At 72.7% G+C, this 25,607-nt stretch carries 21 protein-coding genes; 1 reads left to right on the forward strand and 20 read right to left on the reverse strand.

The window, feature by feature from the left end:
- Positions 1 to 69: 69 nt before the first annotated feature.
- The 18 genes from E3Z34_RS10200 to pyrR all read right to left on the reverse strand — a co-directional run bounded on the left by E3Z34_RS10200 (position 70) and on the right by pyrR (position 22,811).
- Positions 70 to 1,905 (reverse strand): ABC transporter ATP-binding protein, encoded by a 1,836-nt coding sequence (locus E3Z34_RS10200; protein WP_134773498.1) that lies wholly within the window; start codon positions 1,903 to 1,905, stop codon positions 70 to 72.
- Positions 1,905 to 2,906, reverse strand: coding sequence for an ABC transporter permease (locus tag E3Z34_RS10205; RefSeq protein ID WP_134773499.1), 1,002 nt, complete (start codon positions 2,904 to 2,906; stop codon positions 1,905 to 1,907). Before E3Z34_RS10205 ends, E3Z34_RS10200 begins: the two co-directional genes overlap by 1 nt.
- 58 nt (positions 2,907 to 2,964) lie before the next feature.
- Positions 2,965 to 4,497 carry an ABC transporter permease gene (locus tag E3Z34_RS10210; RefSeq protein WP_134773500.1) on the reverse strand — a complete coding sequence of 511 codons (1,533 nt, stop codon included), beginning with the start codon at positions 4,495 to 4,497 and terminating at the stop codon, positions 2,965 to 2,967.
- Positions 4,498 to 4,745: 248 nt separating this feature from the next.
- Positions 4,746 to 6,674, reverse strand: coding sequence for an ABC transporter substrate-binding protein (locus E3Z34_RS10215; protein WP_134773501.1), 1,929 nt, complete (start codon positions 6,672 to 6,674; stop codon positions 4,746 to 4,748).
- Between the two features lie 224 nt (positions 6,675 to 6,898).
- A complete protein-coding gene (locus E3Z34_RS10220) occupies positions 6,899 to 9,034 on the reverse strand; it encodes a primosomal protein N' family DNA-binding protein (RefSeq protein ID WP_134773502.1) in 2,136 nt (711 codons plus the stop codon).
- Positions 9,035 to 9,045: 11 nt separating this feature from the next.
- Positions 9,046 to 10,260: a methionine adenosyltransferase gene (gene metK, locus E3Z34_RS10225; RefSeq protein WP_134773503.1), complete on the reverse strand. Its 1,215-nt coding sequence runs from the start codon at positions 10,258 to 10,260 to the stop codon at positions 9,046 to 9,048.
- A gap of 89 nt (positions 10,261 to 10,349) precedes the next feature.
- On the reverse strand, positions 10,350 to 11,627 hold the full coding sequence (coaBC, locus tag E3Z34_RS10230; protein ID WP_134773504.1) for a bifunctional phosphopantothenoylcysteine decarboxylase/phosphopantothenate--cysteine ligase CoaBC: 1,278 nt from the start codon (positions 11,625 to 11,627) through the stop codon (positions 10,350 to 10,352).
- A gap of 14 nt (positions 11,628 to 11,641) precedes the next feature.
- Positions 11,642 to 11,905 (reverse strand): DNA-directed RNA polymerase subunit omega, encoded by a 264-nt coding sequence (rpoZ, locus tag E3Z34_RS10235; RefSeq protein ID WP_134773505.1) that lies wholly within the window; start codon positions 11,903 to 11,905, stop codon positions 11,642 to 11,644.
- Positions 11,906 to 11,913: 8 nt separating this feature from the next.
- Entirely contained in the window at positions 11,914 to 12,465 is a 552-nt protein-coding gene (gene gmk / locus E3Z34_RS10240) for a guanylate kinase (RefSeq protein ID WP_338043713.1), read from the reverse strand.
- A gap of 53 nt (positions 12,466 to 12,518) precedes the next feature.
- Positions 12,519 to 12,836, reverse strand: a complete 318-nt coding sequence (gene mihF, locus E3Z34_RS10245) for an integration host factor, actinobacterial type (protein WP_134773507.1) — start codon at positions 12,834 to 12,836, stop codon at positions 12,519 to 12,521.
- Positions 12,837 to 12,934: 98 nt separating this feature from the next.
- Entirely contained in the window at positions 12,935 to 13,813 is an 879-nt protein-coding gene (pyrF, locus tag E3Z34_RS10250) for an orotidine-5'-phosphate decarboxylase (RefSeq protein ID WP_134773508.1), read from the reverse strand.
- Between the two features lie 9 nt (positions 13,814 to 13,822).
- Positions 13,823 to 14,641 carry a nitronate monooxygenase gene (locus tag E3Z34_RS19490; RefSeq protein WP_134773509.1) on the reverse strand — a complete coding sequence of 273 codons (819 nt, stop codon included), beginning with the start codon at positions 14,639 to 14,641 and terminating at the stop codon, positions 13,823 to 13,825.
- Entirely contained in the window at positions 14,628 to 15,431 is an 804-nt protein-coding gene (locus E3Z34_RS10260) for a ferredoxin reductase domain-containing protein (RefSeq protein ID WP_134773510.1), read from the reverse strand. Before E3Z34_RS10260 ends, E3Z34_RS19490 begins: the two co-directional genes overlap by 14 nt.
- Before the next feature lie 4 nt (positions 15,432 to 15,435).
- Positions 15,436 to 18,807: a carbamoyl-phosphate synthase large subunit gene (gene carB / locus E3Z34_RS10265; RefSeq protein WP_134773511.1), complete on the reverse strand. Its 3,372-nt coding sequence runs from the start codon at positions 18,805 to 18,807 to the stop codon at positions 15,436 to 15,438.
- A gap of 2 nt (positions 18,808 to 18,809) precedes the next feature.
- On the reverse strand, positions 18,810 to 19,985 hold the full coding sequence (gene carA / locus E3Z34_RS10270; RefSeq protein ID WP_134773512.1) for a glutamine-hydrolyzing carbamoyl-phosphate synthase small subunit: 1,176 nt from the start codon (positions 19,983 to 19,985) through the stop codon (positions 18,810 to 18,812).
- Complete coding sequence (locus E3Z34_RS10275; protein ID WP_238695111.1) at positions 19,982 to 21,307, reverse strand: dihydroorotase; 1,326 nt, start codon at positions 21,305 to 21,307, stop codon at positions 19,982 to 19,984. The genes carA and E3Z34_RS10275 overlap by 4 nt, the downstream gene beginning before the upstream one ends.
- The gene (locus E3Z34_RS10280) at positions 21,304 to 22,236 is read right to left on the reverse strand and encodes an aspartate carbamoyltransferase catalytic subunit (protein WP_134773513.1); all 933 of its coding nucleotides are present in this window, start codon (positions 22,234 to 22,236) and stop codon (positions 21,304 to 21,306) included. Before E3Z34_RS10280 ends, E3Z34_RS10275 begins: the two co-directional genes overlap by 4 nt.
- Positions 22,233 to 22,811, reverse strand: a complete 579-nt coding sequence (pyrR, locus tag E3Z34_RS10285; protein WP_134773514.1) for a bifunctional pyr operon transcriptional regulator/uracil phosphoribosyltransferase PyrR — start codon at positions 22,809 to 22,811, stop codon at positions 22,233 to 22,235. Before pyrR ends, E3Z34_RS10280 begins: the two co-directional genes overlap by 4 nt.
- 119 nt (positions 22,812 to 22,930) lie before the next feature.
- Between pyrR and E3Z34_RS10290 the strand changes: the two genes are divergently transcribed.
- Positions 22,931 to 24,601 carry a SulP family inorganic anion transporter gene (locus E3Z34_RS10290; protein ID WP_158288656.1) on the forward strand — a complete coding sequence of 557 codons (1,671 nt, stop codon included), beginning with the start codon at positions 22,931 to 22,933 and terminating at the stop codon, positions 24,599 to 24,601.
- Between the two features lie 9 nt (positions 24,602 to 24,610).
- Here E3Z34_RS10290 and nusB read toward each other — a convergent pair whose 3' ends face one another.
- Both nusB and efp read right to left on the reverse strand, forming a co-directional pair.
- Positions 24,611 to 25,024 carry a transcription antitermination factor NusB gene (gene nusB, locus E3Z34_RS10295; RefSeq protein ID WP_134773516.1) on the reverse strand — a complete coding sequence of 138 codons (414 nt, stop codon included), beginning with the start codon at positions 25,022 to 25,024 and terminating at the stop codon, positions 24,611 to 24,613.
- Position 25,025: 1 nt separating this feature from the next.
- Positions 25,026 to 25,586 carry an elongation factor P gene (efp, locus tag E3Z34_RS10300; RefSeq protein WP_134773517.1) on the reverse strand — a complete coding sequence of 187 codons (561 nt, stop codon included), beginning with the start codon at positions 25,584 to 25,586 and terminating at the stop codon, positions 25,026 to 25,028.
- Positions 25,587 to 25,607: the final 21 nt, after the last annotated feature.

A 25,607-nucleotide genomic window follows, 5' to 3' on the forward strand; every position in this document is an offset into this window, starting at 1 on the left:
CCGACCGGGCAGGTCCGCACCGTCCGACCCGCGGGCCGGGTCGCGTCGGCCCACGGCCACCCGACCTGCTCAGCGCCGGTCGGTGTCCGGCTCCCCGGCCTCCTCGGGTGAGACCTCGTCGTGCGCGGTGTAGGCGCTGTGGAAGGCACCCGCGTCGGTGTGCAGCTCCACGACCTCCTCGCCCTGCTCGCGCAGCAGCTCGTGGCGCTCGCGGCGGCGCCGGGCCTGCTCGATCGGGTCGGGGACGGGCGCGGCGGCGATGAGACGCTGGGTGTACTCCTCCCGGGGGTCCTCCATGATCTGGGCCCGCGGTCCGGCCTCGACGACCTTGCCGTTCTGCAGCACGACCACCTGGTGGGCGAGCAGGTCGATGACGGCCAGGTCGTGGGAGATGAAGAGGCAGGCGAAGCCGAACTGCTCCTGCAGGTCCGCGAAGATGCGCAGGACACGGGCCTGCACGGAGACGTCCAGCGCGGAGGTGGGCTCGTCGGCGACCAGCAGCTCGGGGTCCAGGACCAGCGCCCGGGCGACGGAGATGCGCTGACGCTGGCCGCCGGAGACCTCGTGGGGGTAGCGGTTGTAGACCTCGCGGGGCAGTTCGACGGCGTCCAGCAGCTCGTAGACCTTGTTCTCCCGGGCCTTGCGGTCACCGACCTTGTGCACCACCATCGGCTCGGCGATGCAGTCGCCGATCGGCAGGCGGGGGTTGAGCGAGGCCGCCGGGTCCTGGAAGATGACGCCGATGCGCTTGCGCAGCGCCTTCTTCTCGGCCCGCGACATCGAGGTCATGTCCTGGCCCAGGAGCCGGAACTCGCCGCCGGCGGCCGGGATGAGCCCGAGGGCGCAGCGCCCGATGGTCGACTTGCCCGAGCCGGATTCCCCGACCAGGCCGACGATCTCGCCCTGCCGCACCTGGAAGCTCACGTCGTCGACCGCCCGGAACGGCGGCTTGCCCAGGCGTTGGTACTCGATGACGAGGTTCTTCAGGTCGATGGCCAGGGGGGCGTCCGCGGCGACGTCCTCCTTGACGTGTATGCCCATCTGACCCCGGCCGTGACCCATGCGCGGCACCGAGTCGAGGAGCATCCGGGTGTAGTCGTGCTGGGGTCGGAGCAGGACCTCCTCCACGGTGCCGCGCTCGACGATCTCACCCTTGAACATCACGGCCACACGGTCCGCCATGTCGGCGACGACACCCATGTTGTGGGTGATGAGCAGGATGCCCGTGTTGAGCTTGTCCTTGAGGGAGCGCAGCAGGTCCAGGATGTCGGCCTGGACCGTGACGTCCAGGGCTGTGGTCGGCTCGTCGGCGATGATGACCTTGGGGTCGCAGCTGATGGCGATGGCGATGACCACACGCTGACGCTGACCGCCGGACAGCTCGTGCGGGTACTTCTTCATCTGCCGCTCGGGCTCGGGGATGCCGACCATGGTGAGCAGCTCGACGGCCCGGTCCCAGGCGGCCTGGCCGCGGGCGACGCCGTGCAGCTCCATGGACTCCATCATCTGGGTGGCGATGGTCAGCACCGGGTTGAGCGCGGTCATCGGCTCCTGGAAGACCATGGCGATGTCGTTGCCGCGCAGTCGACGCATGCTCGCCTCGGGAAGCCGGCCCACCTCCTTCCCGGCCACGTCCACCAGGCCACCGATGGTGGCGTTGCTCGGCAGCAGCCGCATCGCGGTCATCGAGGTGACCGACTTGCCCGACCCGGACTCGCCCACGAGGGCGACGACCTCCCCCGGTCGCACCCGCAGGTCCACGCCCTTGACCGCGTGGACGCTGCCGAACTCGGTCCGGAACCGGACGTCGACGTCGCTGAAGGCGAGGACGACCTCCTCCCCCTCGGTGGGGGTCCCGGACCCGGAGAAGGTGGGGCCGTCGTAGTTCTCGGTCGTGGTCGTCATCAGTCAGCAGTCCTGTTCTGACGGGGGTCGAAGGCGTCCCGGAGGCCGTCGCCCAGGAAGTTCACGGCCAGGGCGATGGCGAGGATCATCATGCCGGGCCACCAGAAGAGCCAGGGACGGGTGAGGAAGGCGTTCTGATAGGTCGAGATCAGCAGCCCCAGGGAGGTGTCGGGGGCCTTGACGCCCCAGCCCAGGAAGGACAGCGCCGACTCGGTGAGGATGGTCGCGGCGATCGCCAGCGTCGCGCTGACGATGATGGTCCCGATCGTGTTGGGCAGGATGTGCTTGAAGATGATCCGGCCGGAGTTGGTGCCGATCGCCTCCGCGGCGGTGACGAACTCCCGCTCCCGCAGGGAGAGCACCTCGCCCCGGACCAGGCGTGCCAGGCCGGTCCACCCGATCACGCTCAGCAGCAGCGCCAGCGACCAGATGCCACCGCCGGACATCTGCCCGAGGACTGCGGCCAGGACCAGGGCCGGGATGACGATGAACAGGTCGGTGACCCGCATGAGGATCGCCTCGACCCAGCCGCGGTAGAACCCGGCGATGGCGCCGATGAGGGTGCCGATGATCGTGGAGAGGATGCCGACGGTGAAGGCCACCACGAGGGAGCGCTGCGTGCCCCGCATGGTGAGCGCGAAGTAGTCCTTGCCGATGGTGTCCTGGCCGAACGGGTGCTCGCCCACCTGGAAGGGCCACAGCCGCAGCGTGGGTCGGCCACCGTCGACCTGGGGGTTCATCTGGGTGAAGTTCTTGTCCCACCAACCGGGGATGATGCCGTAGCCGATGGAGGTGAAGGCCATGACGGTGATGAAGACCAGCGCCGCCAGGGAGATCATGGCCCCCTTGTGCCGGAAGAACCGGCGGCGGACAAGCTGGCCCTGGGAGTAGGACTTCTGCGAGAGGTCGATCTGCTTCTCGACGGAGTACTTCTGCTGCAGGTCCCGGGGCGACCCGAGGTCCTCGGGGCGCTCGCCGTCGGGGCGGTTCTGGTCGGTCATCGGATGCTCCTGGGGGCGACGTGGTTCGTCAGGGCGACGGGCAGGGTCAGCATGCGCGTCACCTCCGGATCCGCGGGTCGAGGAAGGCGTAGGCGATGTCCGCCAGCATGTTCATCATCACCGCGGCGCCGCCGGCCACGAGGTAGTACCCCATGACCGGGTTGGGGTCGACGGTGTTCAGGCCCTGTGCGAACATCGCCCCCAGCCCCTTCCAGCCGAAGATGGTCTCGGTGATGACCGCGCCGCCCAGCAGGCTGGCGAAGTCGAAGGCCACGATCGTGGTGATCGGGATGAGCGCGTTGCGCAGGGCGTGCTTGGTGTAGACGACACGGTCCGACAGACCCTTGGAGCGGGCGGTGCGGATGTAGTCCTGGTTGATCGTCTCCAGCATCGAGGCACGGGTGTAGCGGCTGTAGGCCGCGATCGAGATGATGGTCAGGACGATCGTCGGCAGGATCAGCTGGATCCCCCAGTTGTAGATGTTCTCCCAGAAGGTGCCCGTGAACCGGGCGGGGTCGATCCGGGTGTCACCGATCGTGGCGATCTGCCGTCCGGGGGTGAGCTCGAGGAAGCCGCTCCAGGCCCGCAGCAGGTAGTCCATGAAGGCGAAGAACCCCAGACCCAACCCGGTCATGGCGGTCACCCACATGGCGATCTTGCGCTCGAAGCCCCCCATGAGCCAGCCGATGGCGCCCGACACGACGACCGTCGTCAGGGCCAGCCCCAGGACGACCCACCAGCTGGACGGGTTCTCCATGAGCGGCCGGGTGACGAAGTAGCCGACGATCCCCACCGCGATGGTGATGAGCCCGGCATACATGATCTTGCGGTTCTGCAGGCCCACGGTCATGACCAGCATGAAGGCCAGGGCCACGAGACCCCCGACGATGATCAGCGGGAGCCCGAGCGCGGGGCGCTGCCACCAGTTGACCGAGTCGAAGTAGTAGACGGCGCCGAAGACGACCAGGAAGGTGACCAGGAAGGTGAGGGCCTGCCGTCGGATCGGTCCACCCAGGACGGAGGTGACCAGGATCGCGAAGACCAGACCCACGGCCGCGATCATCACCAGCGAGAGGTTCGGGTCGGCCATCCAGCGGTTGAAGCGGATCGCGCCGTACTCCTTGAGCAGCACGGCCGCCCAGAAGACGGGCAGGGAGTAGAAGAGGAAGGCGAGGAAGGTGATCCCGTAGTCGAACCCGGAGTACTGCCGGATCGCGGACAGGATGCCCAGGGTGATGCCGATGAAGAGGGCCAGGAAGGTCGCCAGCGTGACCAGTCGCAGGCTCGCGCCGGCCGACTGGATCAGCATGTTGTTGACCGAGCTGCCGCTCATCGTGGTGCCGAGGTCGCACTGCAGGACCAGGCACTTGCTGGCCCCGGTGAGCCAGCCCAGGTAGCGCTGCCACCAGGGGACGTCGAGGTTCATGATCTCGGCACGCGCCTCCATGAGCTGCTCGCGGTTGCGGGCGTTGCTCTCGCGGAGGTCCTCGAGCGGGTCGCCGGAGTTGATCGTGGCGACGTAGAGCACGAAGGATCCGAGCAGCAGGATCAGGCCTGAGACGGCGATCCTGCGGATGATGAACTGGAGCACGGGTTGACCTTCCTGAGGGGTCACGGCGGTGTGACCGGCTAACGGGGACTCTAGCCCGCGTGGGCCGGCCTGACCATGCGCGCAGCGGTGGTGTCGCAGCAGGGCGTAGGGGGTGGGCGGGGCACGCGCCGGGACGACACTGTCCCGGGCACGCGCGACGGGGCGGGAGGGCGCTGGGCCCTCCCGCCCCGGTGCGTGGGTGCCACGGTCAGGGTGAGGTGATCACCGGTCGACCGGGCGGTGGAGCATCAGCTGCTGCGGACCCACTGCTCGGCGTTCCACGACACACCGGTCTGGACCGCGGTGTCGCGGACGTTCTCCAGCGTGGCGTCGTAGCCGACCATGCTCGGGTGGGCGAACAGCGGGATGCCGTACAGGTTGTCCCACAGGAGCTTCTCGATGATCTTCACCTGCTCCAGGTGGACCTCCGGGTCCACGGAGGAGGCGAGGGTCTCCCAGGCTGCGTCGACCTCAGCGTTGCTGAAGCCACCGTAGTTCTGGTTGCCGTCGGTCTCGTAGATGCCCTTGCCGGACGCGATCTGGCCCGAGCCGGCCCAGGCGAACAGCGCGACCTCCCAGTCGCCGACCTCGAGCGGGCCGCCGGCCTGGAAGAAGGTGGAGTCGCCGGCGTCGACGATGTTGAAGCCGACCTCGTCGCAGGAGGCCTTGATCGCGGCGACCTCCTCGGTGCGGCGCTGGTTGGGGGCCGAGTAGCCGATGCGGATCTCGACGCCCTCCTCCAGACCGGCCTCGGCGAACTTGGCCTTCGCCTCCTCGATGTTGACCTCGTCGTAGCGACCGTCGTAGGCGGCCTCCACGACCTCGTCGTAGTCGGGCATGAAGGGGAACTTCTCGCGGAGGTTGAGGACCTCGGCGTTCTCGTTGATCGGCTTGATCAGCGAGTCGACGATGCCCTGACGCGGCACGCACAGGGCGAACGCCTCGCGGGCGGCCAGGCCGCCTGCGTCCTCGGCGAAGGGGCTGCCCTCGCCGAAGTTGTAGTCGAGGTGCTCCCACGTCATCGCGTCACCGGTCTCGATCGCGATGCTGTCACCGGCGTTCTCAAGCTGCTGCTTGGTGTCGACGGTGGCCTGCGGGTCGATGACGTTGATGTCGCCGTTGAGCAGACCCTGGACGTGCGTCTCGGGAGCCGCGAAGCGGAACATCAGGTTGCCGGTGGCCGGCGGCGGGCCCCAGAAGGTCTCGTTCGGGACCAGCGTGAGCTGGGTGCCGGACTGCCAGGAGGCGCCCTCGAGCGTGTAGGGGCCCGAGGAGGGGACGAGGGACTCGTCCTCGACCTGGAAGTTCGGGAACAGCCAGCCCTCGTTCCAGAACTGCGCCACGCCGTTGACGGTCTCGCCGTCACCGTCGAGGATCGCCTGGGCGAGCTCGTCGCCGGTGAGGCCGGCCTGCTCGGCGGCCACGTGCGAGGGCAGCGCGCCGCTGACGGCGATCTCCCAGTCCGGGTAGGGCTCGTCGTAGGTGACGGTGAAGGTCTTGCCGCTCGGGTCCGCCTCCGGCGGCTGGGTCACGTAGGTGCTCCAGTCGCTGACGGGGTTGAACTCGCCGGTGTTCTCGGCCTCCTCCTCGCCCTCGGCCGGGGCGGAGGTGGCGGACGCGTCGTCGCCACCGGCCTCGGCACCGAAGAGGTAGTCGGGGTTGGTCGACGCCCAGGTGAGCAGGTAGTCGTTGGCGGTGATCGGCGTCCCGTCGGACCAGGTGGCCTCGTCGGAGATGGTGTACTCGACGGTCAGCGGCTCGTCCGAGGTCTTCTCGTAGGAACCGAACCACTCGTTCGGGTAGACCGTACCGTCGGTGCCCCAGTACCAGAAGCCCGAGGACAGCTGGTTGTTGACGACGGCGTTGTAGGTCGAGTTGGTGCCGGCGGTGTCACCGTTGTAGGCGTTGTACTCCTCCGCGCCGCTGGAGAAGGACACGGTGTCGGAGTTGGTGGTGATGTCACCCAGGTCAGCCTTGGCGGTGTCGCCGGAGGCGGTCCCCTCGTCGTCGCCAGCGCCCGTGGTCTCACCGGCGTCGTCGCCGGCGGCCGCGGTGTCGTCCGCGCTGTCGTCCGCAGCATCGTCAGCAGCGGAGTCCGCCGTGGGGGTCTCGGTGTCGTCAGCGGTGTCCGACGTGCAGCCGGCCAGCGCCAGGGCACCGGCCGCCACGACAGCCATGGTCGCGCGCCTGATCTTCAATGTTCCTCCTAGTGGACGGTCGCCGTCCGGATGGGGCCAATGTTGGCCCGCACCCTTGTTCACGGTCGGCGAACCTGGGGGTTGCGTGTCGAAGATAGGCAGACGAACCCCCTCGACGCCACTCGCGGGACCAAACGGTGACTGGATCGTTACGTATTTGAGACTTCGTCGAGGGCCCGCGCGGACACGGCCCGCGGTGGGTCTCAGGCCGTCGCGTCCACGTCGTCGAGGGCGATCCGGACGGCGTCGCGGGCCTTCCGCGCGCTGCGCGCCGCGCGGACCACGTGGACCGCCGCGGCGAGGGAGGACGGCGCCTGCGGGGACTCGCGGACCGTGGCGCTCGCGCGGCCACCGGCGCCCTTCCCGTCCGTGAGGTCCTCCCGGATGCCGACGAGGTCGTGGCCGGCCGCGGACAGCTCCTGCGCCGCCTCGGTCACACCCTGCGGGGGACCGGTGAGCGTGGCGTAGCGCCGGGCCGGCGGCAGCCCGAGCTGGGTGCGTTCCCCCAGCTCCCGCGTCGCCAGCCAGGCCGGGTCCCACCTCACGAGGGCCTCGACCGCGGGGAGCCCTGCGTGCGGAGGCACCCCGCACAGCACCACGGGCGGGCCGTCCCCCCGCCCGGAGCCGACCGGGGAGGCGGCCAGCGCCGCTGCCGCGCACCACCGCCGCAGGGCCTCGGCCTGGGCGTCGATGCTGGCCCGCTCGAGCAGGCGCCACCCGTCCAGGAGGGCCACCGCGGCATACCCCGACCGGCACCAGGGCTCCGCCCCCGGGGTGGCGACGACCAGGGACGGCTCCGGCCCGACCTCCGCCAGGACGCGGTCACCGCCCGAGGTGCGCACCAGCACCCCGGGGAAGGCCCGCCCGAGCTCCTCGGCCGTGCGCCGCTCCCCCACCCCGGTGGCCCGGCGCCGCCGCGACCCGCAGCGGGCGCACGGGAGGTCGACGGGGGCGGCCACGCCGCACCACCGGCAGCGGGCCAGGGCTCCCGCTGCCGGTGCGCCCGTCGGGCCGCCGCAGGCCGGGCACGGCACGGGGGCCCGGCAGTCCTGGCACGCGAGCGCCACGACATACCCCTGCCGCGGCACCTGCACCAGCACGGGTCCGTGCTGGAGACCCTCCTTCAGGGCGCGCCACGCCAGGGTGGGGATGCGCGCGGTGCGGGCGCCCTCGTCCCGCGCCTCCTGCCACCCCTCGCCGGCCACGGTGACCGCCGGGGTCGCGGAACGCACGGTGGCCGGGGCGGCCGCGACGGACGCGACGAGACCCTCCCGCACCCACCCCTGGACGACGACGCTGCGGGTGAACCCGCCCAGCAGCAGGGCCGCGCGCTCGTGGGCAGCGCGCACCCGGAGGATCTCGCGGACGTGGGGGTAGGGCGCCCGGGGCTCCTGGTGCAGGTCGTCCCCCTCGTCCCAGCAGACGAGCAGACCCAGGTCCTGGACGGGGGCGAAGGAGGCCGACCGGGTGCCGACCACCACCCGCGCGTGTCCCCGCAGGACGCGGAGGAAGGCGGTGTAACGGGCCTCCGGCCCCAGGTCTGCGGTGAGCTGCACGACGGTGTCCGCGCCGACGGCGGCGACGACCGGCTCGAGGACGCGCTGCACGTCCCGGTGATCGGGCACCACGACCAGGGCCCCCCGACCCGCACCGACCGCTGCGCCCACGGCCTGCGCCACGGCGTCCGGCCAGTCCCGCCCCGGGGGCCGGCCCGGCAGGGCGAGCCAGGAGGCGGCCGGGGAGGAGCCGGACGCCACCCGGCGCAGGAACGCGGCCCCGGCGGGATAGTCGGCCCACGCAGCAGCCGGAGCCAGGCCGGCCGGAGCCACGCCGGCCGGAGCCACGCCGAGCGGCCCCGGCCCGACCGGTCCCGGGTCCTGCCGGGGTCGCTCCTGAGCACGCGGAGGCACCGACCGCTCAGCCCGCGCGTGACGCGGGGGGACGGCAAGGCGCAGGACGTCGGCGGCGGTGCCGCCGTAGTGGTCGGCCACCCGTCGGATCTCGGCGGCCACCTGCGGGCTGAGGACGGGCTCTGGGCTGACGACCGTGCGCAACGGCGACAACCGCCCGGTGTGGTCGGCCTCGCCCACGCGCTCCAGGACGACACCGTCACGGTCCCGGCCCGCGAGCCGGACCCGCACCCGCGCACCCGGGCGGGCGTCGTCGGCCAGCTCGGCGGGGACCAGGTAGTCGAAGGGACGGTCGAGGTGGGCCAGGGGGGTCTCCACCAGCACCCGGGCGACCGGCTGCTCCGGCGCCACCTCCATGTCGGCGGCCGGCGAGGCGGGCCGGCGCCGGACACCCTCGGGCTCCGGGACCAGCGCCAGCTGCTCGCTCATCGCGGTCGGGGTCAGACCGCGGCCCGCAGCTCGTCCACCCGGTCCAGGCGCTCCCAGGTGAAGGCGTCCTCGACCCCCGGCGCCTGCGTCCGACCGAAGTGGCCGTAGGCGGCCGTGGGCCGGTAGATCGGCCGGAGCAGGTCCAGCTCGGCCACGATGGCCGCCGGACGAAGGTCGAAGACCGTGGTCACGGCCTGCTGGATGCGGTCGACGGGCACGGTCTCGGTGCCGAAGGTCTCGACGTAGAGGCCCACCGGCTGCGCGGTGCCGATGGCGTAGGCCACCTGGATCTCGCAGCGCCTCGCCAGCCCGGCGGCGACGACGTGCTTGGCGACGCGGCGCATGGCGTACGCGGCGGACCGGTCCACCTTGGAGGGGTCCTTGCCCGAGAACGCGCCTCCCCCGTGCCGCGCCATCCCGCCGTAGGTGTCGACGATGATCTTGCGCCCGGTCAGCCCGGCGTCCCCCATGGGTCCGCCGATGGTGAAGATGCCGGTGGGGTTGACCAGCATCCGGTAGCCCTCGGTCTGCAGCTCCAGACCCGCCTCCCGGGCCTCCGCGAGGACCGGGGCGATGACCCGCTCGCGGATGTCCGGCGAGAGCTGGTCGCTCAGGGAGATGTCGGCGGCGTGCTGGGTGGACAGGACCACGGTGTCCAGCCGCACGGCCCGGTCGCCCTCGTAGGCGATGGTCACCTGGGTCTTGCCGTCCGGCCGCAGGTAGTCCAGCTCCCCGCTCTTGCGGACGGCGGTCAGCCGCTCGGCCAGGCGGTGGGCCAGGAAGATCGGCAGCGGCATGAGGTCGGGCGTGTCGTCGCACGCGTAGCCGAACATGAGGCCCTGGTCACCGGCGCCCTGCTGGTCCAGGGGGTCGGCCTGCTCCGCCCCGCGGCTGGCGACCGCGTCGTCCACGCCGGTCGCGATGTCGGCGGACTGGTCACCGATGGAGACCTCCACGCCGCAGGTGCGCCCGTCGAACCCCTTGTGGGAATTGTCGTAGCCGATCTCCAGGATCGTCTCGCGCACGATCTGCGGGATGTTGGCGTACCCCTCCGTCCGGACCTCCCCGGCGACGTGCACCAGCCCGGTCGTCACCAGCGTCTCGACCGCGACCCGCGAGTGCGGGTCCTGGCGCAGCAGGTCGTCGAGGATGGCGTCGGAGATCTGATCGCAGATCTTGTCGGGGTGTCCCTCGGTGACGGACTCGGACGTGAACAGGCGGGCCATGCGGTCTCCCTCGCGGTGGGCAGCGGCTGCTGGCTGACGCTGGGCAGTCTATGCCGGGCCGCCGACACGCCCCGGGGCCCGGTCGGGGGTCAGTCGGCCGTCCCCCGGTCGGCGAGGGCCGGGACCACGACGTCCCAGACGGCCCCGGCCACCACGTCCTTGCCGACCGGCCCCACCGTGCGCACCTCGTCGCTGCCGGGCACGAGCAGGTGCACCGTGCTCTCGTCCTGGCCGAAGGTCTTGCCCACCCCGACCTCGTTGGCGACGAGCAGGTCGCACCCCTTGCGGGCCAGCTTGGCCCGGGCGTGGTGGACGACGTCCCCCGACTCGTCCCCCGTCTCCGCCGCGAAGCCGACGATGTAGGGCGAAGCGGCCCCGGCGCGGTCCGCGACGAGGCCGGCGAGGATGTCGGGGTTGCGCACCAGCTCGATCGTGGGGGCGCTCCGGTCATCCTCGCCGTGCGTCTTCTTGATCTTGGAGGAGGCGTAGCGGGCCGGCCGGAAGTCGGCGACCGCGGCCGTCATGACGACCACGTCCGTCCACTCCGCCACGGCGGCCCGGACCGCCTCCTGCAGCTCCAGGGCGGTCTCGACGGGCACGACCCGGCACCCCGCCGGCGGGGGGAGGGTCACGTTCGCGCTCACGAGGGTGACCTCGGCGCCCCGCGCCACGGCGGCGGCGGCCACGGCATACCCCTGCTTGCCGGAGGAACGGTTGCCCAGGAAGCGGACCGGGTCCAGCGGCTCACGCGTGCCGCCGGCCGACACCACCACCCGGCGTCCGGCCAGGTCGCCGGCGCTCGCCCCCGGCCGGATCCGGCGCCGCGCCGAGCCGGGCCCGGTCCGGGAGTGCGCGGCCAGGGCCTGCGCCACGATGTCCTCCGGGTCGGGCAGCCGCCCCGGACCGCTGTCCTTGCCCGTGAGACGGCCGGAGGCCGGCTCGACCACGGTCACGCCCCGCCCGCGCAGCATCTCGACGTTGGCGACGGTCGCGGGGTGGGACCACATCTCGGTGTGCATGGCCGGCGCCAGGACCACCGGGCAGCGCGCCGTGAGCAGGGTGTTGGTGAGCAGGTCGTCGGCCAGGCCGTGGGCGGCCCTGGCCAGCAGGTCCGCGGTGGCGGGGGCGACGAGCACGAGGTCGGCCTCCTGGCCCAGGCGCACGTGCCGGACCTCGGGCACGCCGTCGAAGACGTCGGCCGACACCGGCCGCCCGCTGAGCGCCTCCCACGTCGGGGCCCCGACGAACCGCAGCGCGGCGGCCGTGGGCACCACGGTCACCTCGTGCCCGGCCTCGGTGAGCAGCCGCAGGACCGAGCAGGCCTTGTAGGCCGCGATGCCGCCGGCCACACCCAGGACGACGCGCACCGGGCCCGGACCCGTCAGCTCTCGGGGGAGCTGGTATGCAACTTGCCCTGGTCGATCTCGTGCAGGGCGATGGACAGCGGCTTGTCGGTGGCGTCGGCCTCGACGAGAGGCCCGACGTACTCGAGCAGCCCCTCGGACAGCTGGGCGTAGTAGGCGTTGATCTGGCGGGCCCGCTTGGCGGCGTAGATCACCAGGGCGTACTTGGAGTCCGCGCGCTCCAGCAGGGAGTCGATCGGCGGGTTGGTGATGCCGTCGGGGTGGGCGATGGTGCCGGTCACGTGATGCCTCAGTCCTTCTCGGGGGTGGGGTCAACCATCCATGATACGAGTTCCTCGGCCGCCCTGGCGACATCGTCGTTGACGATGCTGTGGTCGAACTCGCCGCGGGCCGCCAGCTCGGCGCGGGCCGTGCCGAGCCGGGCCGCCCGTTCCTCCTCGTCCTCGGTCCCCCGGCCCACCAGCCGCTGCACGAGCTCCTCCCACGACGGGGGCTCGAGGAAGACGAAGCGTGCCTCCGGCATCGCCTCCCGGACCTGCCGGGCCCCCTGCAGGTCGATCTCGAGCAGGGCCGGCCGGCCCTCGTCGAGGACCTGCTCGACGGGGGTCCTGGGCGTGCCGTACCGGGCGCGGCCGTGCACGACCGCCCACTCGAGCAGCTGGCCCTCCCGCTCGAGCCGGTCGAACTCCCGGTCGTCGACGAAAAAGTAGTGCTGGCCCTCGACCTCCCCGGGACGGGGCGGACGGGTGGTCACGGAGACGGACAGCCAGACCTCGGGGTGGTGCTGCCGCACGTAGCTGGCGACGGTCCCCTTGCCCACGGCCGTGGGCCCCGCCAGCACGACCAGACGACGCCGGCCGGCCGTCGAGGACGACCCGGGCGCCGCGTGCGCGCTCAGCGGTCGCCGAACCGGTCGAGGAGCTGGGCCACCTGGTTGGCCCCCAGCCCGCGCACGCGGCGGCTCTCGGAGATGCCGATCTCCTCCATGACCTGCCGGGCCCGCACCCGACCGACGCCCGGCAGCGACTCGAGCAGGGCCGAGACCTTCATCTTGCCGACGACGTCGTTCTCCTTGCCCTCGGCGATGACCTCCTTGAGGGAGCCCTCGGCGTTCTTCAGCCGGTTCTTCACCGCGGCACGCTCGCGGCGTGCGGCCGCGGCCTTGGCGAGCGCGTCGGCCCGCTGCTCAGGTGTCAGCTCAGGAAGTGCCACGATCCGTCTCCTCCTACGTCCGATGGGCAGGAATCCCTGCCACCAGCGAACCTATCCACACCGACGGGTCCCTGCCAACCCGTCCCTGCGCCCCCGGGTCAGTTCCGGCGGGCGATCGGCCCGGGACCGTCCGGCGCGAGCGCCGAGCGCAGCCGGTCGGCCCACCGCGTGGCGGCCTGCCGCAGGGCGGCGACGTCGGGCCCGGCGGCCAGGACCCCCCGGCTGACCGGCACCAGGAGACGGTCCGTCACCCCGGCGAACGTGCGGGCGACGTCGTGCTCGTCCGCCCCCTGGGCGCCGACCCCCGGGGTGAGCAAGGGCGCCCCCGCGCCGACCAGGTCCAGCCCGAGCTCCGCCGGGGGCCGGGGCAGCGTGGCGCCCATGACCAGGCCGACGGATCCGCACGGGAGGACCCCCGCGTTGTCCAGGGCGACCTGCTCGACGATGCGCGCCGCCACGGAGGGGGTCCCGGCCAGCTGGACCTCCGCCCCCTCGGGGTTGGACGTCATCCCCAGCACCCAGACCCCCCGGCCCGTGCTGACCGCCAGGTCGATCGCCGGACGCAGGGAGCCGTACCCCAGGTAGGGGCTCAGCGTCACCGAGTCCGCGGCCAGGGGGGACCCCTCGCCGAGGTACGCCTGCGCATACCCGTCCATGGTCGAGCCGATGTCGCCGCGCTTCACGTCCAGCACCGTCAGCAGGCCCCGCTCCCGGCACCCCGCGAGGACCTCCTCCAGGACGGCCACGCCCGCCGCGCCGTGGCGCTCGTAGAAGGCCGACTGCGGCTTGACCGCGGCGCAGCGACCGGCCACGGCGTCGATCACCCTGAGGCTGAAGGTCCGCACGCCCTCCGCGGTGTCCGGCAGCCCCCAGTCGGCGAGCAGGTGGGCATGCGGGTCCAGCCCGACGCACAGCGGGCCCCGATCGGTGGTCGCCGCCAGCAACCTGGCTCCGAAGGGTGGGGGGGTCGTGCTCACGGTGGCTCCTCAGCGTCCGGTCGGGTCGGGTCGGGGTGGTGGCGGGTCGCCGGCGAGCGCGTCGCGGACGGTCCACAGCAGGGTCGGGTCGGCCCAGAGCGCCGTGCCCAGCTGGACGGCGGCCGCGCCCTCCGCCAGGGCCGCCCGGGCGGACCCCACGTCGTGCACGCCACCCGCGGCGACGACCGGCACGGGGGGCCACCGCCGCTCGGCGGCCGCCGCGCTCAGCCTGCGCACCCCGGCCCGGGACACCGCCGCGGTCGAGGGCCCGGACCACCACCGCCCCTCCCCCAGCCGCACCGAGCCGCACACCACGACCGCCCCCGCCCCGCCGGCCACGGCACCGCGGGCCGCTGCGACCAGGTCCGGCTGGAGAGCGGACAGGCGCGCCAGCAGCAGCAGGTCGCGCGGCGTCGTCTCCCGCACCCGGGCCAGGCACTTCAGGGCCGTCTGGTCGTCCGCCCCGCGCAGGTCGACCTCCACGGCCCCGAGGGCGTCCGCGTCCAGGCTGCGCCGCACCTGCCCGACGACGTCCGCCAGCTCGCCCGAGGTCCGGCCCCGGACGGCCAGGACGGCGTGCAGCCCCCGGGTCCCGCACCAGCGCAGCAGGTCGAGCGCCTCGGGGACGGCATACCCGGGGTGGTCGGGGTGCTCCACCCCGCCGACCCCCGTCGCGTGCACGAGCGGCACCGGCTCGGGCACGCCCGCCACCACGGGCCCGAGGGTGAGGGGTATGTCGTGCAGCGGGCCGAACCGCAGGAGCCCCCGGGGGTCGCTGACGGCCCCCGGCGCGAGCCAGACGAGGGGAAGCGGCTCACCGCGCTGCACGACGCGCCTCCGACCGGGCCGAGAGCAGCCACTCCCCGGGGAGGACCGGACCCTCCAGGCAGGGCCGGACCCGCCGGGCCCCCGCGGCGTCGTCGACCACCACGTCGCAGCACCCGCACACGCCGGTCCCGCAGACCGGACCGGTGTCGGGGTCGAGGGCGGTGACGCGCACGACACGGCCCCGGGGGGCGGAGAGGCTGGCCACGACCCGCACGAGGTCGCGCGGACCGGCGGCCAGCACCAGCGCCGGGTCCGTGCCCGGGTCGTCCAGCCGGGCGGACAGCTCCGTGGGGAGGTCCTCGGGCCGGGTGAGGACCACCGATGCGGCCTGCCGCCGCAGGCCGCCCGGGTCCAGGTGACGGTCCGGGTCGCCCGCGCTGAGCAGGACGTGCACGGCGCAGCCCCGCTCGCGCAGCAGGGAGACCAGCCAGCGCACCGGGGCCGCCGACCGCTCGTGCGCCACCACGAGCGCCGAGACCGGCCGGCTCGGCAGCGGGAAGCCTCGTCCCAGCGGCCCCAGGAGGCGCACCTCCTCCCCCACCTGGTGGGCGTCCATCGCGACGACCAGCTGGACGGTGGTGCCGTGGACGGGGTCGGAGACCACCTCGGCCAGCCAGTGCACCGCGGGCAGCACCGAGCCGCGCGCCGGGTCGGCGGGGAGGACGACGAGCTGGCCCGGCCGCGCCCGGTCCCAGCCGGGCGCGGACGGGACCGTCAGGCTCACCACGTCGTAGGAGCCGAGGGCACGGACCGCACTCACCACCGCCTGCACGGCCGGGCCGGGGGTCACGGGGTCAGCCTCCGGGCGCGGTGTCGCCGCCCTCACCGGCGGGGGGACGCCCGTAGAGGTCCAGGGCCCGGGCGTGCTCCTGCAGGCTGGCCACCTCGAGCCGGCCCGCGCGCATCGCCTCGATGCCCAGCACCGCCACCGACAGCTGCTGCACCGTGGTGATGATCGGCTTGTCCATCGACGTGGTCGCCGCCCGGATGGCGTAACCGTCGGCACGGGCGTCCCGGCCGGACGGGGTGTTGATGACCATGTCGACCTCCCCGGCGGTGATGCGGTCCACGACGGTCGGCGCGTGCCCCTCGGCACCGGCGGGCGCACCACGCTGGCTCACCTTGCGCACCACCTCGGCGGTGATGCCGTTGCGCCGCAGCACGTCCGCGGTGCCCGCGGTGGCCATGACGGTGAACCCCAGGTCGACCAGGCGCTTGACCGGGAAGATCATCGAGCGCTTGTCCCGGTTGGCGACGGAGACGAAGACGGTGCCCTCGGTGGGCAGGCTGGAGCCCGCCCGGAGCTGGCTCTTGGCGAAGGCCGCACCGAAGCTCGCGTCGATGCCCATGACCTCACCGGTCGACCGCATCTCCGGACCCAGGATGGAGTCGATCGCCTGGCCCGTCTGGGTGCGGAAGCGACGGAACGGCAGGATCGCCTCCTTGACGGAGAACGGCGCGTCGCCGGGCATGGCGCCACCGTCCACGTGACGGGGCAGCAGCCCCTCGTCCCGCAGCTGGGCGATGGAGGTGCCGAGCATGACGCGAGCGGCCGCGCTGGCCAGCGGCACGCCGGTCGCCTTCGCGACGAAGGGCACCGTCCGGCTGGCCCGGGGGTTGGCCTCCAGGACGTAGAGGACGTCCTGGGCGAGGGCGAACTGCACGTTGATCAGGCCGCGGACGCCGATCGCCTCGGCGAGGGCCCGGGTGGCCTCGCGGACCGCCTCCAGCTCCGATCGCCCCAGCGTGAAGGGTGGGAGCACGCAGGCGGAGTCGCCGGAGTGGATCCCTGCCTCCTCGATGTGCTCCATGATGCCGCCGACGTAGAGGTCGGTGCCGTCGTAGAGGGCGTCGACGTCGATCTCGACCGCGGTGTCCAGGAAGCGGTCGACCAGCACCGGGTGCTCCGGGGCCGAGCGGGTGGCCCGGCCGACGTAGGCGGCGAGGGTCTCGTCGTCGTAGACGATCTCCATACCCCTGCCCCCCAGCACGTAGGAGGGGCGGACCAGGACGGGGTAGCCGATCTCGCGCGCCACCTCCAGGGCGTCCTCGACGGAGTATGCGGTGCCGTGGCGCGGGGCGACCAGCCCCGTCTCGTGCAGGATCCGGCCGAACGCCCCCCGGTCCTCGGCCAGGTGAATCGCCTCCGGGGAGGTCCCGACCACGGGCACACCCTCGGCCTTGAGCGCGGCGGCCAGCCCCAGCGGGGTCTGGCCGCCCAGCTGCACGATGACGCCCGCCACCGGGCCGGCCCGGCGCTCGGCGTGCACCACCTCGAGGACGTCCTCCAGGGTCAGCGGCTCGAAGTAGAGACGGCTCGAGGTGTCGTAGTCGGTGGACACCGTCTCGGGGTTGCAGTTGACCATCACCGTGTCGAAGCCGTGCTCGCGCAGCGTGAGCGAGGCGTGGACGCAGGAGTAGTCGAACTCGATGCCCTGCCCGATGCGGTTGGGCCCCGAGCCCAGGATGAGGACAGCCGGTCGCTCCCGGGGGGCGACCTCGGTCTCCTCGTCGTAGGAGGAGTAGTGGTAGGGGGTCAGCGCGACGAACTCCCCGGCGCAGGTGTCGACCGTCTTGTACACGGGCCGCACCCCGAGAGCCTGCCGCACCCCGCGGACCACCGCCTCGGTGAGACCGGTGAGCTCGGCGAGCTGGGCGTCGGAGAAGCCGTGCCGCTTGGCCAGCCGCAGCAGCTCGGGCGTCAGCCGGCCGCCGGAGGCCGCCCGCGCCTGGCCGCGCACCTGCTCGGCGATCGTGTTGAGCAGGACGATCTGGTCCAGGAACCACGGGTCGATCCGGGTGTGCTCGTGCGCCTCCTCGACGCTGACCCCGCCGCGCAGCGCCTGCTGGACGAGCACGAGCCGACCGTCGGTGGGCGTGGCGGCCTGCTCGATGAGCGCCCGCGCCATCTCGGCGTTGGGCCGCTCGTCCTCCCGCCAGTGGAAGCTGGTGTGCGACGCCTCGGTCGAGCGCAGCGCCTTCTGCAGGGCCTCGGTGAAGTTGCGGCCCAGCGCCATCGCCTCCCCTACCGACTTCATGGTCGTCGTCAGCGTCGGGTCGGCGGCCGGGAACTTCTCGAAGGCGAAGCGGGGGACCTTGACCACGACGTAGTCCAGCGTCGGCTCGAAGCTGGCCGGGGTCCCGCCGGTGATGTCGTTGGGGACCTCGTCGAGGGTGTACCCCAGGGCCATCTTGGCGGCGATCTTGGCGATCGGGAAGCCGGTGGCCTTCGAGGCCAGGGCCGAGGAGCGGGAGACCCGCGGGTTCATCTCGATGACGATGACCCGACCGTCGGCGGGGTTGACGGCGAACTGGATGTTGCACCCGCCGGTGTCGACCCCGACCTCGCGGATCACGGCGATCCCGATGTCCCGCAGCTCCTGGTATTCCCGGTCGGTGAGGGTCATCGCGGGCGCCACGGTGATGGAGTCGCCGGTGTGGACACCCATGGGGTCGAGGTTCTCGATGGAGCACACGACCACCACGTTGTCGGCCCGGTCGCGCATCACCTCCAGCTCGTACTCCTTCCAGCCCATGATCGACTCCTCGAGCAGCACCTCGGTCGTCGGGCTGTCCTGCAGGCCGGCCCCGGCGATGCGCCGCAGGCTCTCCTCGTCGTGGGCAAAGCCGGAGCCCAGCCCGCCCATGGTGAAGGAGGGCCGGACGACGACGGGGTACCCCAGCTCCTCCGCGGCGGCGAGGACCTCGTCCATCGTGTGGCACACCGCCGACCGGGCCACCTCCGCCCCGCAGCGCTCCACGACGCCCTTGAACAGCTGCCGGTCCTCGCCGAGCTGGATCGCCTCCACGTTGGCGCCGATGAGCGGGCAGCCGTACCTCTCCAGGACACCCGCCTCGTGCAGGGCGATCGCGGTGTTGAGCGCGGTCTGGCCGCCCAGGGTCGCCAGCACGGCGTCCGGCCGCTCCTTGGCGATGATGGCCTCGACGATCTCCGGGGTGATCGGCTCCACGTACGTGGCGTCGGCCACCCCCGGGTCGGTCATGATCGTCGCGGGGTTGGAGTTGACCAGGATGACGCGCACCCCCTCCTCGCGCAGCACCCGGCACGCCTGGGTGCCCGAGTAGTCGAACTCCGCGGCCTGACCGATGACGATCGGCCCGGAGCCGATGACCAGGACGCTGTCGATGTCCTTGCGCCTGGGCACGCTCAGGCCTCCTTGGTGTTCTGGGCGTCCTCGAGGAGGGCGACGAAGCGGTCGAAGAGGTACTCGGCGTCGTGCGGACCGGCCGCGGCCTCGGGGTGGTACTGCACGCTGAACGCGGGCACGTCCTGGCAGCTGAGGCCCTCGACGACGTCGTCGTTGAGGGCGATGTGGGAGCAGCGCACCGGGCCGTAGGGCGTCGGGGCGGGGTCCTGGGTGGCGACCCCCTCCGGCCAGGCGATCGCGAAGCCGTGGTTGTGGCTGGTCACCTCGACCTTGCCGGTCTCCCGGTCCAGGACGGGCTGGTTGATGCCGCGGTGGCCGAAGGTGAGCTTGTAGGTCTCCAGCCCCAGCGCACGGCCGAGCAGCTGGTTGCCGAAGCAGATGCCGAAGAACGGTATGCGGCGCTCCAGCACCGTGCGCAACAGGTCGACCTCGTGGTCGGCCGTGGCCGGGTCACCCGGGCCGTTGGAGAAGAAGACCCCGTCCGGCTCCCGGGAGGCGAGCTCCTCGAAGGTCGTCGTGCTCGGCAGGACGTGCACCTCGATGCCGCGCCGGGCCATCAGCGCCGGCGTCATCCCCTTGATGCCGAGGTCGAGCGCCGCGACGCGGAAGCGGGTCGGGACGCCCTCGGGCGGGGACACGACGTACGGCTCGGCGGTGGTGACCTCGGCGGCCAGGGCGGCGCCGGTCATCGTCGGCGAGTCCCGCACCACCCCGAGCAGCTCCTCGACGGGGCGAGCGGCGTCGTCCCCGGAGAAGATGCCCACGCGCATGGCACCCTCGTCGCGCAGGTGTCGGGTGAGGGCGCGGGTGTCCACACCGCTGATCCCCACCACGCCGGCCGCCCGCAGGGCCTCGCCCAGGTCGCCCTGGGACCGCCAGTTGGACGGCCGCAGGGCCGGGTCGCGGACGACGAAGCCCGCCACCCAGATGCGGGAGCTCTCCATGTCGGTGGCGTTGACCCCGGTGTTGCCGATGTGCGGCGCCGTCATGACCACGACCTGCCGGTGGTAGGAGGGGTCGGTGAGGGTCTCCTGGTAGCCCGTCATCCCGGTGCTGAACACGGCCTCGCCCACGGTCCGGCCCACCGCGCCGTAGGCCTCGCCGCGGAAGGTGCGGCCGTCCTCGAGGACCAGGACCGCCGGCCGGGGAGCGGGGATCGTGCCGTCCACGCTCATGCCTCGCCACCCCAGACCAGACCCTCGCGGGCCGTGACGCGCCCTCGCAGGAGCGTCAGGTGCGGGGCCCCCACCAGCTCACGGCCGTGCCAGGGGTTGTTGCGGGACAAGGACTTGGACAGGGCGCGGTCCACGGTTCCCTTCCGGGTGGGGTCGACGAGGGTGAGGTTGGCGGGCGCACCGGGGGTGATCCCCTGGCCCTGGGTGGAGAGCCGGGCGATGCGGGCGGGTGCGGTCGACATCACGCGGGCCACGTCGGCCCAGCCCATCCGGCCCGGCTGGACCATGAGGGTGGACACGACGCCGAGGGCCGTCTCCAGGCCGAGCATCCCGAAGGCGGCGTCGACGAAGGCGTGCTCCTTGTCCTGCCGGGCGTGGGGGGCGTGGTCGGTCGCGACGATGTCGATGGTGCCGTCGGCCAGCGCTTCCTGGAGGACCAGCGCGTCCTCCGTGGGCCGCAGCGGCGGGTTGACCTTGAAGGTCGGGTCGTAGCCGGCGAGCAGGTCCTGGGTGAGCATGAGGTGGTGGGGCGTCACCTCGGCGGTGACGTCGATCCCCTGCTTCTTGGCCCACCGGACCACCTCGACGCTGCCGGCCGTCGAGACGTGGGCGATGTGGACCCGCGACCCGGTGTGGCGGGCCAGCATGACGTCCCGGGCGACGACGACCTCCTCGGCGACCGCCGGCCAGCCGGGCAGCCCGAGCCGGCCGGAGAGCTCCCCCTCGTGGCAGCAGGCGGTGCCGTCGGCCAGGCGCGGGTCCTGGGCGTGCTGGGACACGACGCCGTCGAAGGCCTTGACGTACTCGAGCGCGCGGCGCATGAGGCGCGCGTCGTGCACGCAGCGTCCGTCGTCGGAGAAGACGGTGACCCGGGCGCGGGACCGGTGCATGAGGCCCAGCTCGGCCAGCTCCTCCCCCGCCAGGCCCTTGGTGACCGCCCCCACGGGGTGCACGTCGACGTACCCCGCCCGGCGTCCCAGGTCGAGCACCGTCTCGGCGATCTCGGCGGTGTCGGTGACCGGCGAGGTGTTGGCCATCGCGAGGACCGCGGTGAAACCGCCCGCGGCCGCGGCCTGCGAGCCGCTCTCGACCGTCTCGGCGTCCTCGCGACCCGGCTCGCGCAGGTGGGTGTGCAGGTCGACCAGGCCGGGCAGCAGCACCAGACCCTCGGCGTGCAGGGTGCCGGTGCCGGTGGGGGCGTCGTCCCGGGCCTGCGTCCCCACGGCGGCGATGCGGCCGTCGACCAGCAGGACGTCCTGGGTGCCCTCACCGAGCACGTCGGCGCCGCGGATGAGCAGGGGCGGGGTGGTGGTCCGTTTCACTGGGCGTTCCCTTCCCCGGCGAGCAGGTGGTAGAGGATGGACATCCGCACGGCGACCCCGGCGCTCACCTGGTCGAGCACCAGCGACCGGGCCGCGTCCGCGGCGTCCGCGGAGATCTCCAGACCCCGGTTCATGGGGCCGGGGTGGGCGATGACGGCGTGGGCGGGCAGCCGGGCCAGCCGGCCGGAGGTGAGGCCGTAGGTGACGGCATACTCCTTGGCCGTCGGGAAGTAGCCGCCGCTCATCCGCTCCCGCTGCACGCGGAGCATCATCACGGCGTCCACCGTGGGCAGGACCGCGTCGAGGTCGTAGGAGACGGCGAACCCGTCGGCCGCCGCCCAGGAGGCGATGCCGCTGGGCATGAGGGTCGGCGGGGCCACGACGGTGACGGCGGCCCCCAGCTTGCGCAGGCAGAGCAGGTTGGAGCGCAGCACCCGGGAGTGCGTGAGGTCGCCGACGATGGCCACGTGCCGGTCGGTCAGCTCCCCCAGCGCCCGCCGCAGGGAGTAGGCGTCCAGGAGCGCCTGGGAGGGGTGCTCGTGGGTGCCGTCCCCGGCGTTGACGATCGAGCAGTCGACCCACTGGGCGATCTGCTGCGGGGCGCCGCTGGCGGGGTGGCGGACGATCATCATGTCCACCCCCATGGCGGCGATCGTCAGGACCGTGTCGCGCAAGCTCTCACCTTTGGACACCGACGTCCCCTTGCCGGTGAGGTTGATCGTGTCGGCGCTCATCCACTTGCCCGCGATCTCGAAGCTGCTGCGGGTGCGGGTCGAGTCCTCGAAGAAGAAGTTGATGATGGTGCGACCCCGCAGGGTGGGGAGCTTCTTGACGTCCCGGTCCTGGACCTCGTGCATGGAGACCGCGGTGTCGAGGATCGAGGTGATCTCCTGCGCGCTGAGGTCGGCGATCGACAGCAGGTGCTTCACCGGCCCTCCTCCGGGGCCGGGCCGGCGATGCGCACGCCCTCGGCTCCTCCGTCGCTCTCGCCGAGCTGCACCATGACGCGCTCGCTGTGCGAGGTCGGCAGGTTCTTGCCCACGTAGTCGGCCCGGATCGGCAGCTCGCGGTGGCCCCGGTCGACGAGCACGGCCAGCCGCACGGCACGGGGGCGGCCCAGGTCGGCGAGCGCGTCCAGCGCGCTGCGGACCGTGCGCCCGGAGTAGAGGACGTCGTCCACGAGGACCACGACCCGGTCGTCGATGCCCGGGGCGGGGATGAGGGTGGGCTCCACGGCCCGCGTGGGCTGGGTGCGCAGGTCGTCCCGGTACATCGTGACGTCCAGCGAGCCGACGGGGACGTCGACGCCCTCCACCTCGTGCAGCGTCCGCGCGAGCCGTCTGGCCAGCGGGGCCCCCCGGGTCGGTATGCCGAGCAGCACGAGACCGTCGGGGCCCTTGTTGCCCTCGAGGATCTCGTGCGCGATGCGCCGCAGCGCCCTGCTGATGTCGTCGCCGGTCAGGACCTCCCGACCGGTCCCGGGCTGCGGATGGGCAGCGCTCACGTCCGTCTCCTTCCCCGCCTCACAGGACGGTGGTTAAAGGATGGTGCTCGGGCGCCACTGTACTCCAGCCGTCCCGACCCTCCGCACGACCCTGGGGCGGATCGACTACCGTCGAGAGCGTGAGCCTCCTGCCGGGCGTGGGCGTCCTGCGCGGCTACCAGCGGTCCTGGTGGCGACCCGACCTGATGGCGGGCCTCACGGTCGGCGCGATGCTCATCCCCCAGTCGATGGCCTACGCCGAGCTGGCCGGGCTCCCGCCCCAGTACGGCTTCTACGCCGTCCTCGGACCGCTGCTGCTCTACCCTCTCGTCGGCACCAGCCGGCACCTCGGCGTCGGGCCCGAGCCGGGCACGGCCATCCTGGCCGCCACCGGCGTGGGCGTGCTGGCCGCCGGGGACCCGGGCCGCTACCTCACCCTGATGGCCGCCCTCGCCCTCGTGGTCGGGGCCCTGGCGGTCCTCGGCTCGGTGGCCCGGCTGGGGTTCATCGCCTCCGTCCTGTCCACGCCGGTGCTGGTGGGATACATCACCGGTGTGGGGCTCACCCTCCTGTCCAGCCAGATCGCCGCGTTCACCGGGGTGCCCGTCGAGGCGGACCGCTTCCTCCCCAGGATCGGCGAGCTGCTGCAGGGTCTGGGGTCGGTCCACCTGCCCACGCTGGCCGTGGGCGTCCTGTCCCTCGCGGTGGTCCTCGGGCTGCGGCGGGTCGCGCCGCGGGTGCCCGGTGCGCTGGTCGCCGTGGGCGTCGCCACCCTGCTGGTGTGGCTGCTGCCGTCGGCCGGGGTGCCGGTGGTCGGCGCCGTCCCCGAGGGTCTCCCCGCGCCGGTCCTGCCCGACGTCACCGTCGCCGACCTGACGGCGCTGCTCCCGGTCGCGGCGGGCGTCCTGCTGGTGGGCTTCACCGACAACGTGCTCACCGCCCGGTCGATCGCGACCCGCCAGGGCTACCGCATCGACCCCAACCAGGAGCTGCTCGCCCTGGGGGTGACCAACCTGTCCGCCGGCGCCCTGCAGGGCTTCCCCGTCTCCTCCAGCGCCAGCCGCACCGCGGTCCCGGCCGCGCTGGGCAGCCGCACCCAGGCCGTCTCCCTCGTCGCCCTCGCCCTGGTCGTCGCCACCCTGCTGGTCCTGGGCCCCGCACTGGCGCTCATCCCCCGGGCCGCCCTGGCCGCCGTGATCGTGGCCGCCGCGATCGCCATCATCGACCTGCCGGGCTACCGCGCCCTGTGGCGGGTCAGCCGCCCCGAGGCCCTGCTGGCGGTGGCGGCCGCCCTGGGGGTGGTCCTCGTGGACGTCCTGGTCGGGGTCCTGGTGGCGGTGGCGCTGTCCGTCCTGGTCGCGCTGGCCCGGATGGCCAGGCCGCACGACGCGGTGCTCGGCGACCAGCCGGAGCTGGACGGCTGGGTGGAGGTGGACGCCTACCCCGGGGCCCGGGTCGAGCCGGGGCTGCTCGTCTACCGCTTCGACGCCCCGCTGTTCTTCCTCAACGTCGACCGGTTCCGCAGCCGGGTCCTCGACACGCTCGAGCACAACCCCGGTCAGGAGGAATGGCTGGTGCTCGACTTCGAGGGGGTGGGCGGTCTGGACGCCACGGCGCTGGCCGGGCTGGCCGAGCTGGTCGACACGCTGCCGGAGCGCGGGATCGAGCGGATCGCCGTGGCCAGGGCCAACGCCGGGGTCGTGGACCGCCTCCGGCGGGTCGCGCTGCTCGCGCCCGAGGGGCCGCTGCACCACTACCCCACGATCAACGCGGCCGTCCGGGACTTCCGGGCCAGCCGTGGCCCCGGCTGACCGCTGGGCTCAGACGAGGGTGGCCTTCACCTCGGAGACCCGCCCCAGCATGCCGTTGACGAACTTCGGGGAGTCGTCGGTCGACATCGACTCCACCAGCGCGATGGCCTCGGAGATGGCGACCTGGTCGGGGACCTCGTCGTTCCAGACGATCTCCCAGGTGCCCAGCCGGAGGGCGGCCCGGTCCACCGCCGCCATCCGCTCCAGTGTCCAGCCCTGGGAGTAGGTGGTCAGCGTCTCGTTGATCTCGCCCCAGTGGGCCAGGACACCCCGGACCAGCTCCACGGCATACTCCGGCAGCGGGTGCTGGGTGGTGGGTGCCGCCAGGCGCTGCTCGAGCAGGTCACCGACGTTGACGCCGCGCTGCTCGGCCTCGAAGAGCAGCTCCAGGGCACGCTTGCGTGCCTTGGTGCGTGCGGGCACGTCAGCTCACGCGGCCGAGGTAGGACCCGTCACGGGTGTCGACCTTGACCTTGGTGCCGGCCTCGAGGAACAGGGGGACCTGGATCTCGGCCCCCGTCTCGACGGTCGCCGGCTTGGTGCCGCCGGTGGAACGGTCACCCTGGAGCCCGGGCTCGGTGTGGGTGATCTCCAGCACGACCGAGGGGGGCAGCTCGACGTAGAGGACCTGGCCCTCGTGCTGGGCGATCATCGCCCGGCCGTTCTCGAGGAGGTACCGGGAGGCGTCTCCCATCACCTCGGCGCTCACCGGCACCTGCTCGTAGGTCTTCTCGTCCATGAAGATGTAGTCGGCGCCGTCGTTGTACAGGTACTGGTAGTCCGACCGGTCGACCGTCGCGGTCTCCACCTTGGTGCCGGCGTTGAAGGTCTTGTCGACGATCTTGCCGGAGAGGACGTTCTTCAGCTTGGTGCGCACGAAGGCCGGGCCCTTGCCGGGCTTGACGTGCTGGAACTCCAGCACCTGCCACAGACCGTGGTCCATCGCCAGGACCATGCCGTTCTTCAGGTCGTTCGTCGTTGCCACAGCGTGCTTCCTTCGCGGGTC

Origin of the sequence: Ornithinimicrobium flavum, from assembly GCF_004526345.1 — a bacterium.
Classification (GTDB): Bacteria; Actinomycetota; Actinomycetes; order Actinomycetales; family Dermatophilaceae; genus Ornithinicoccus; species Ornithinicoccus flavus.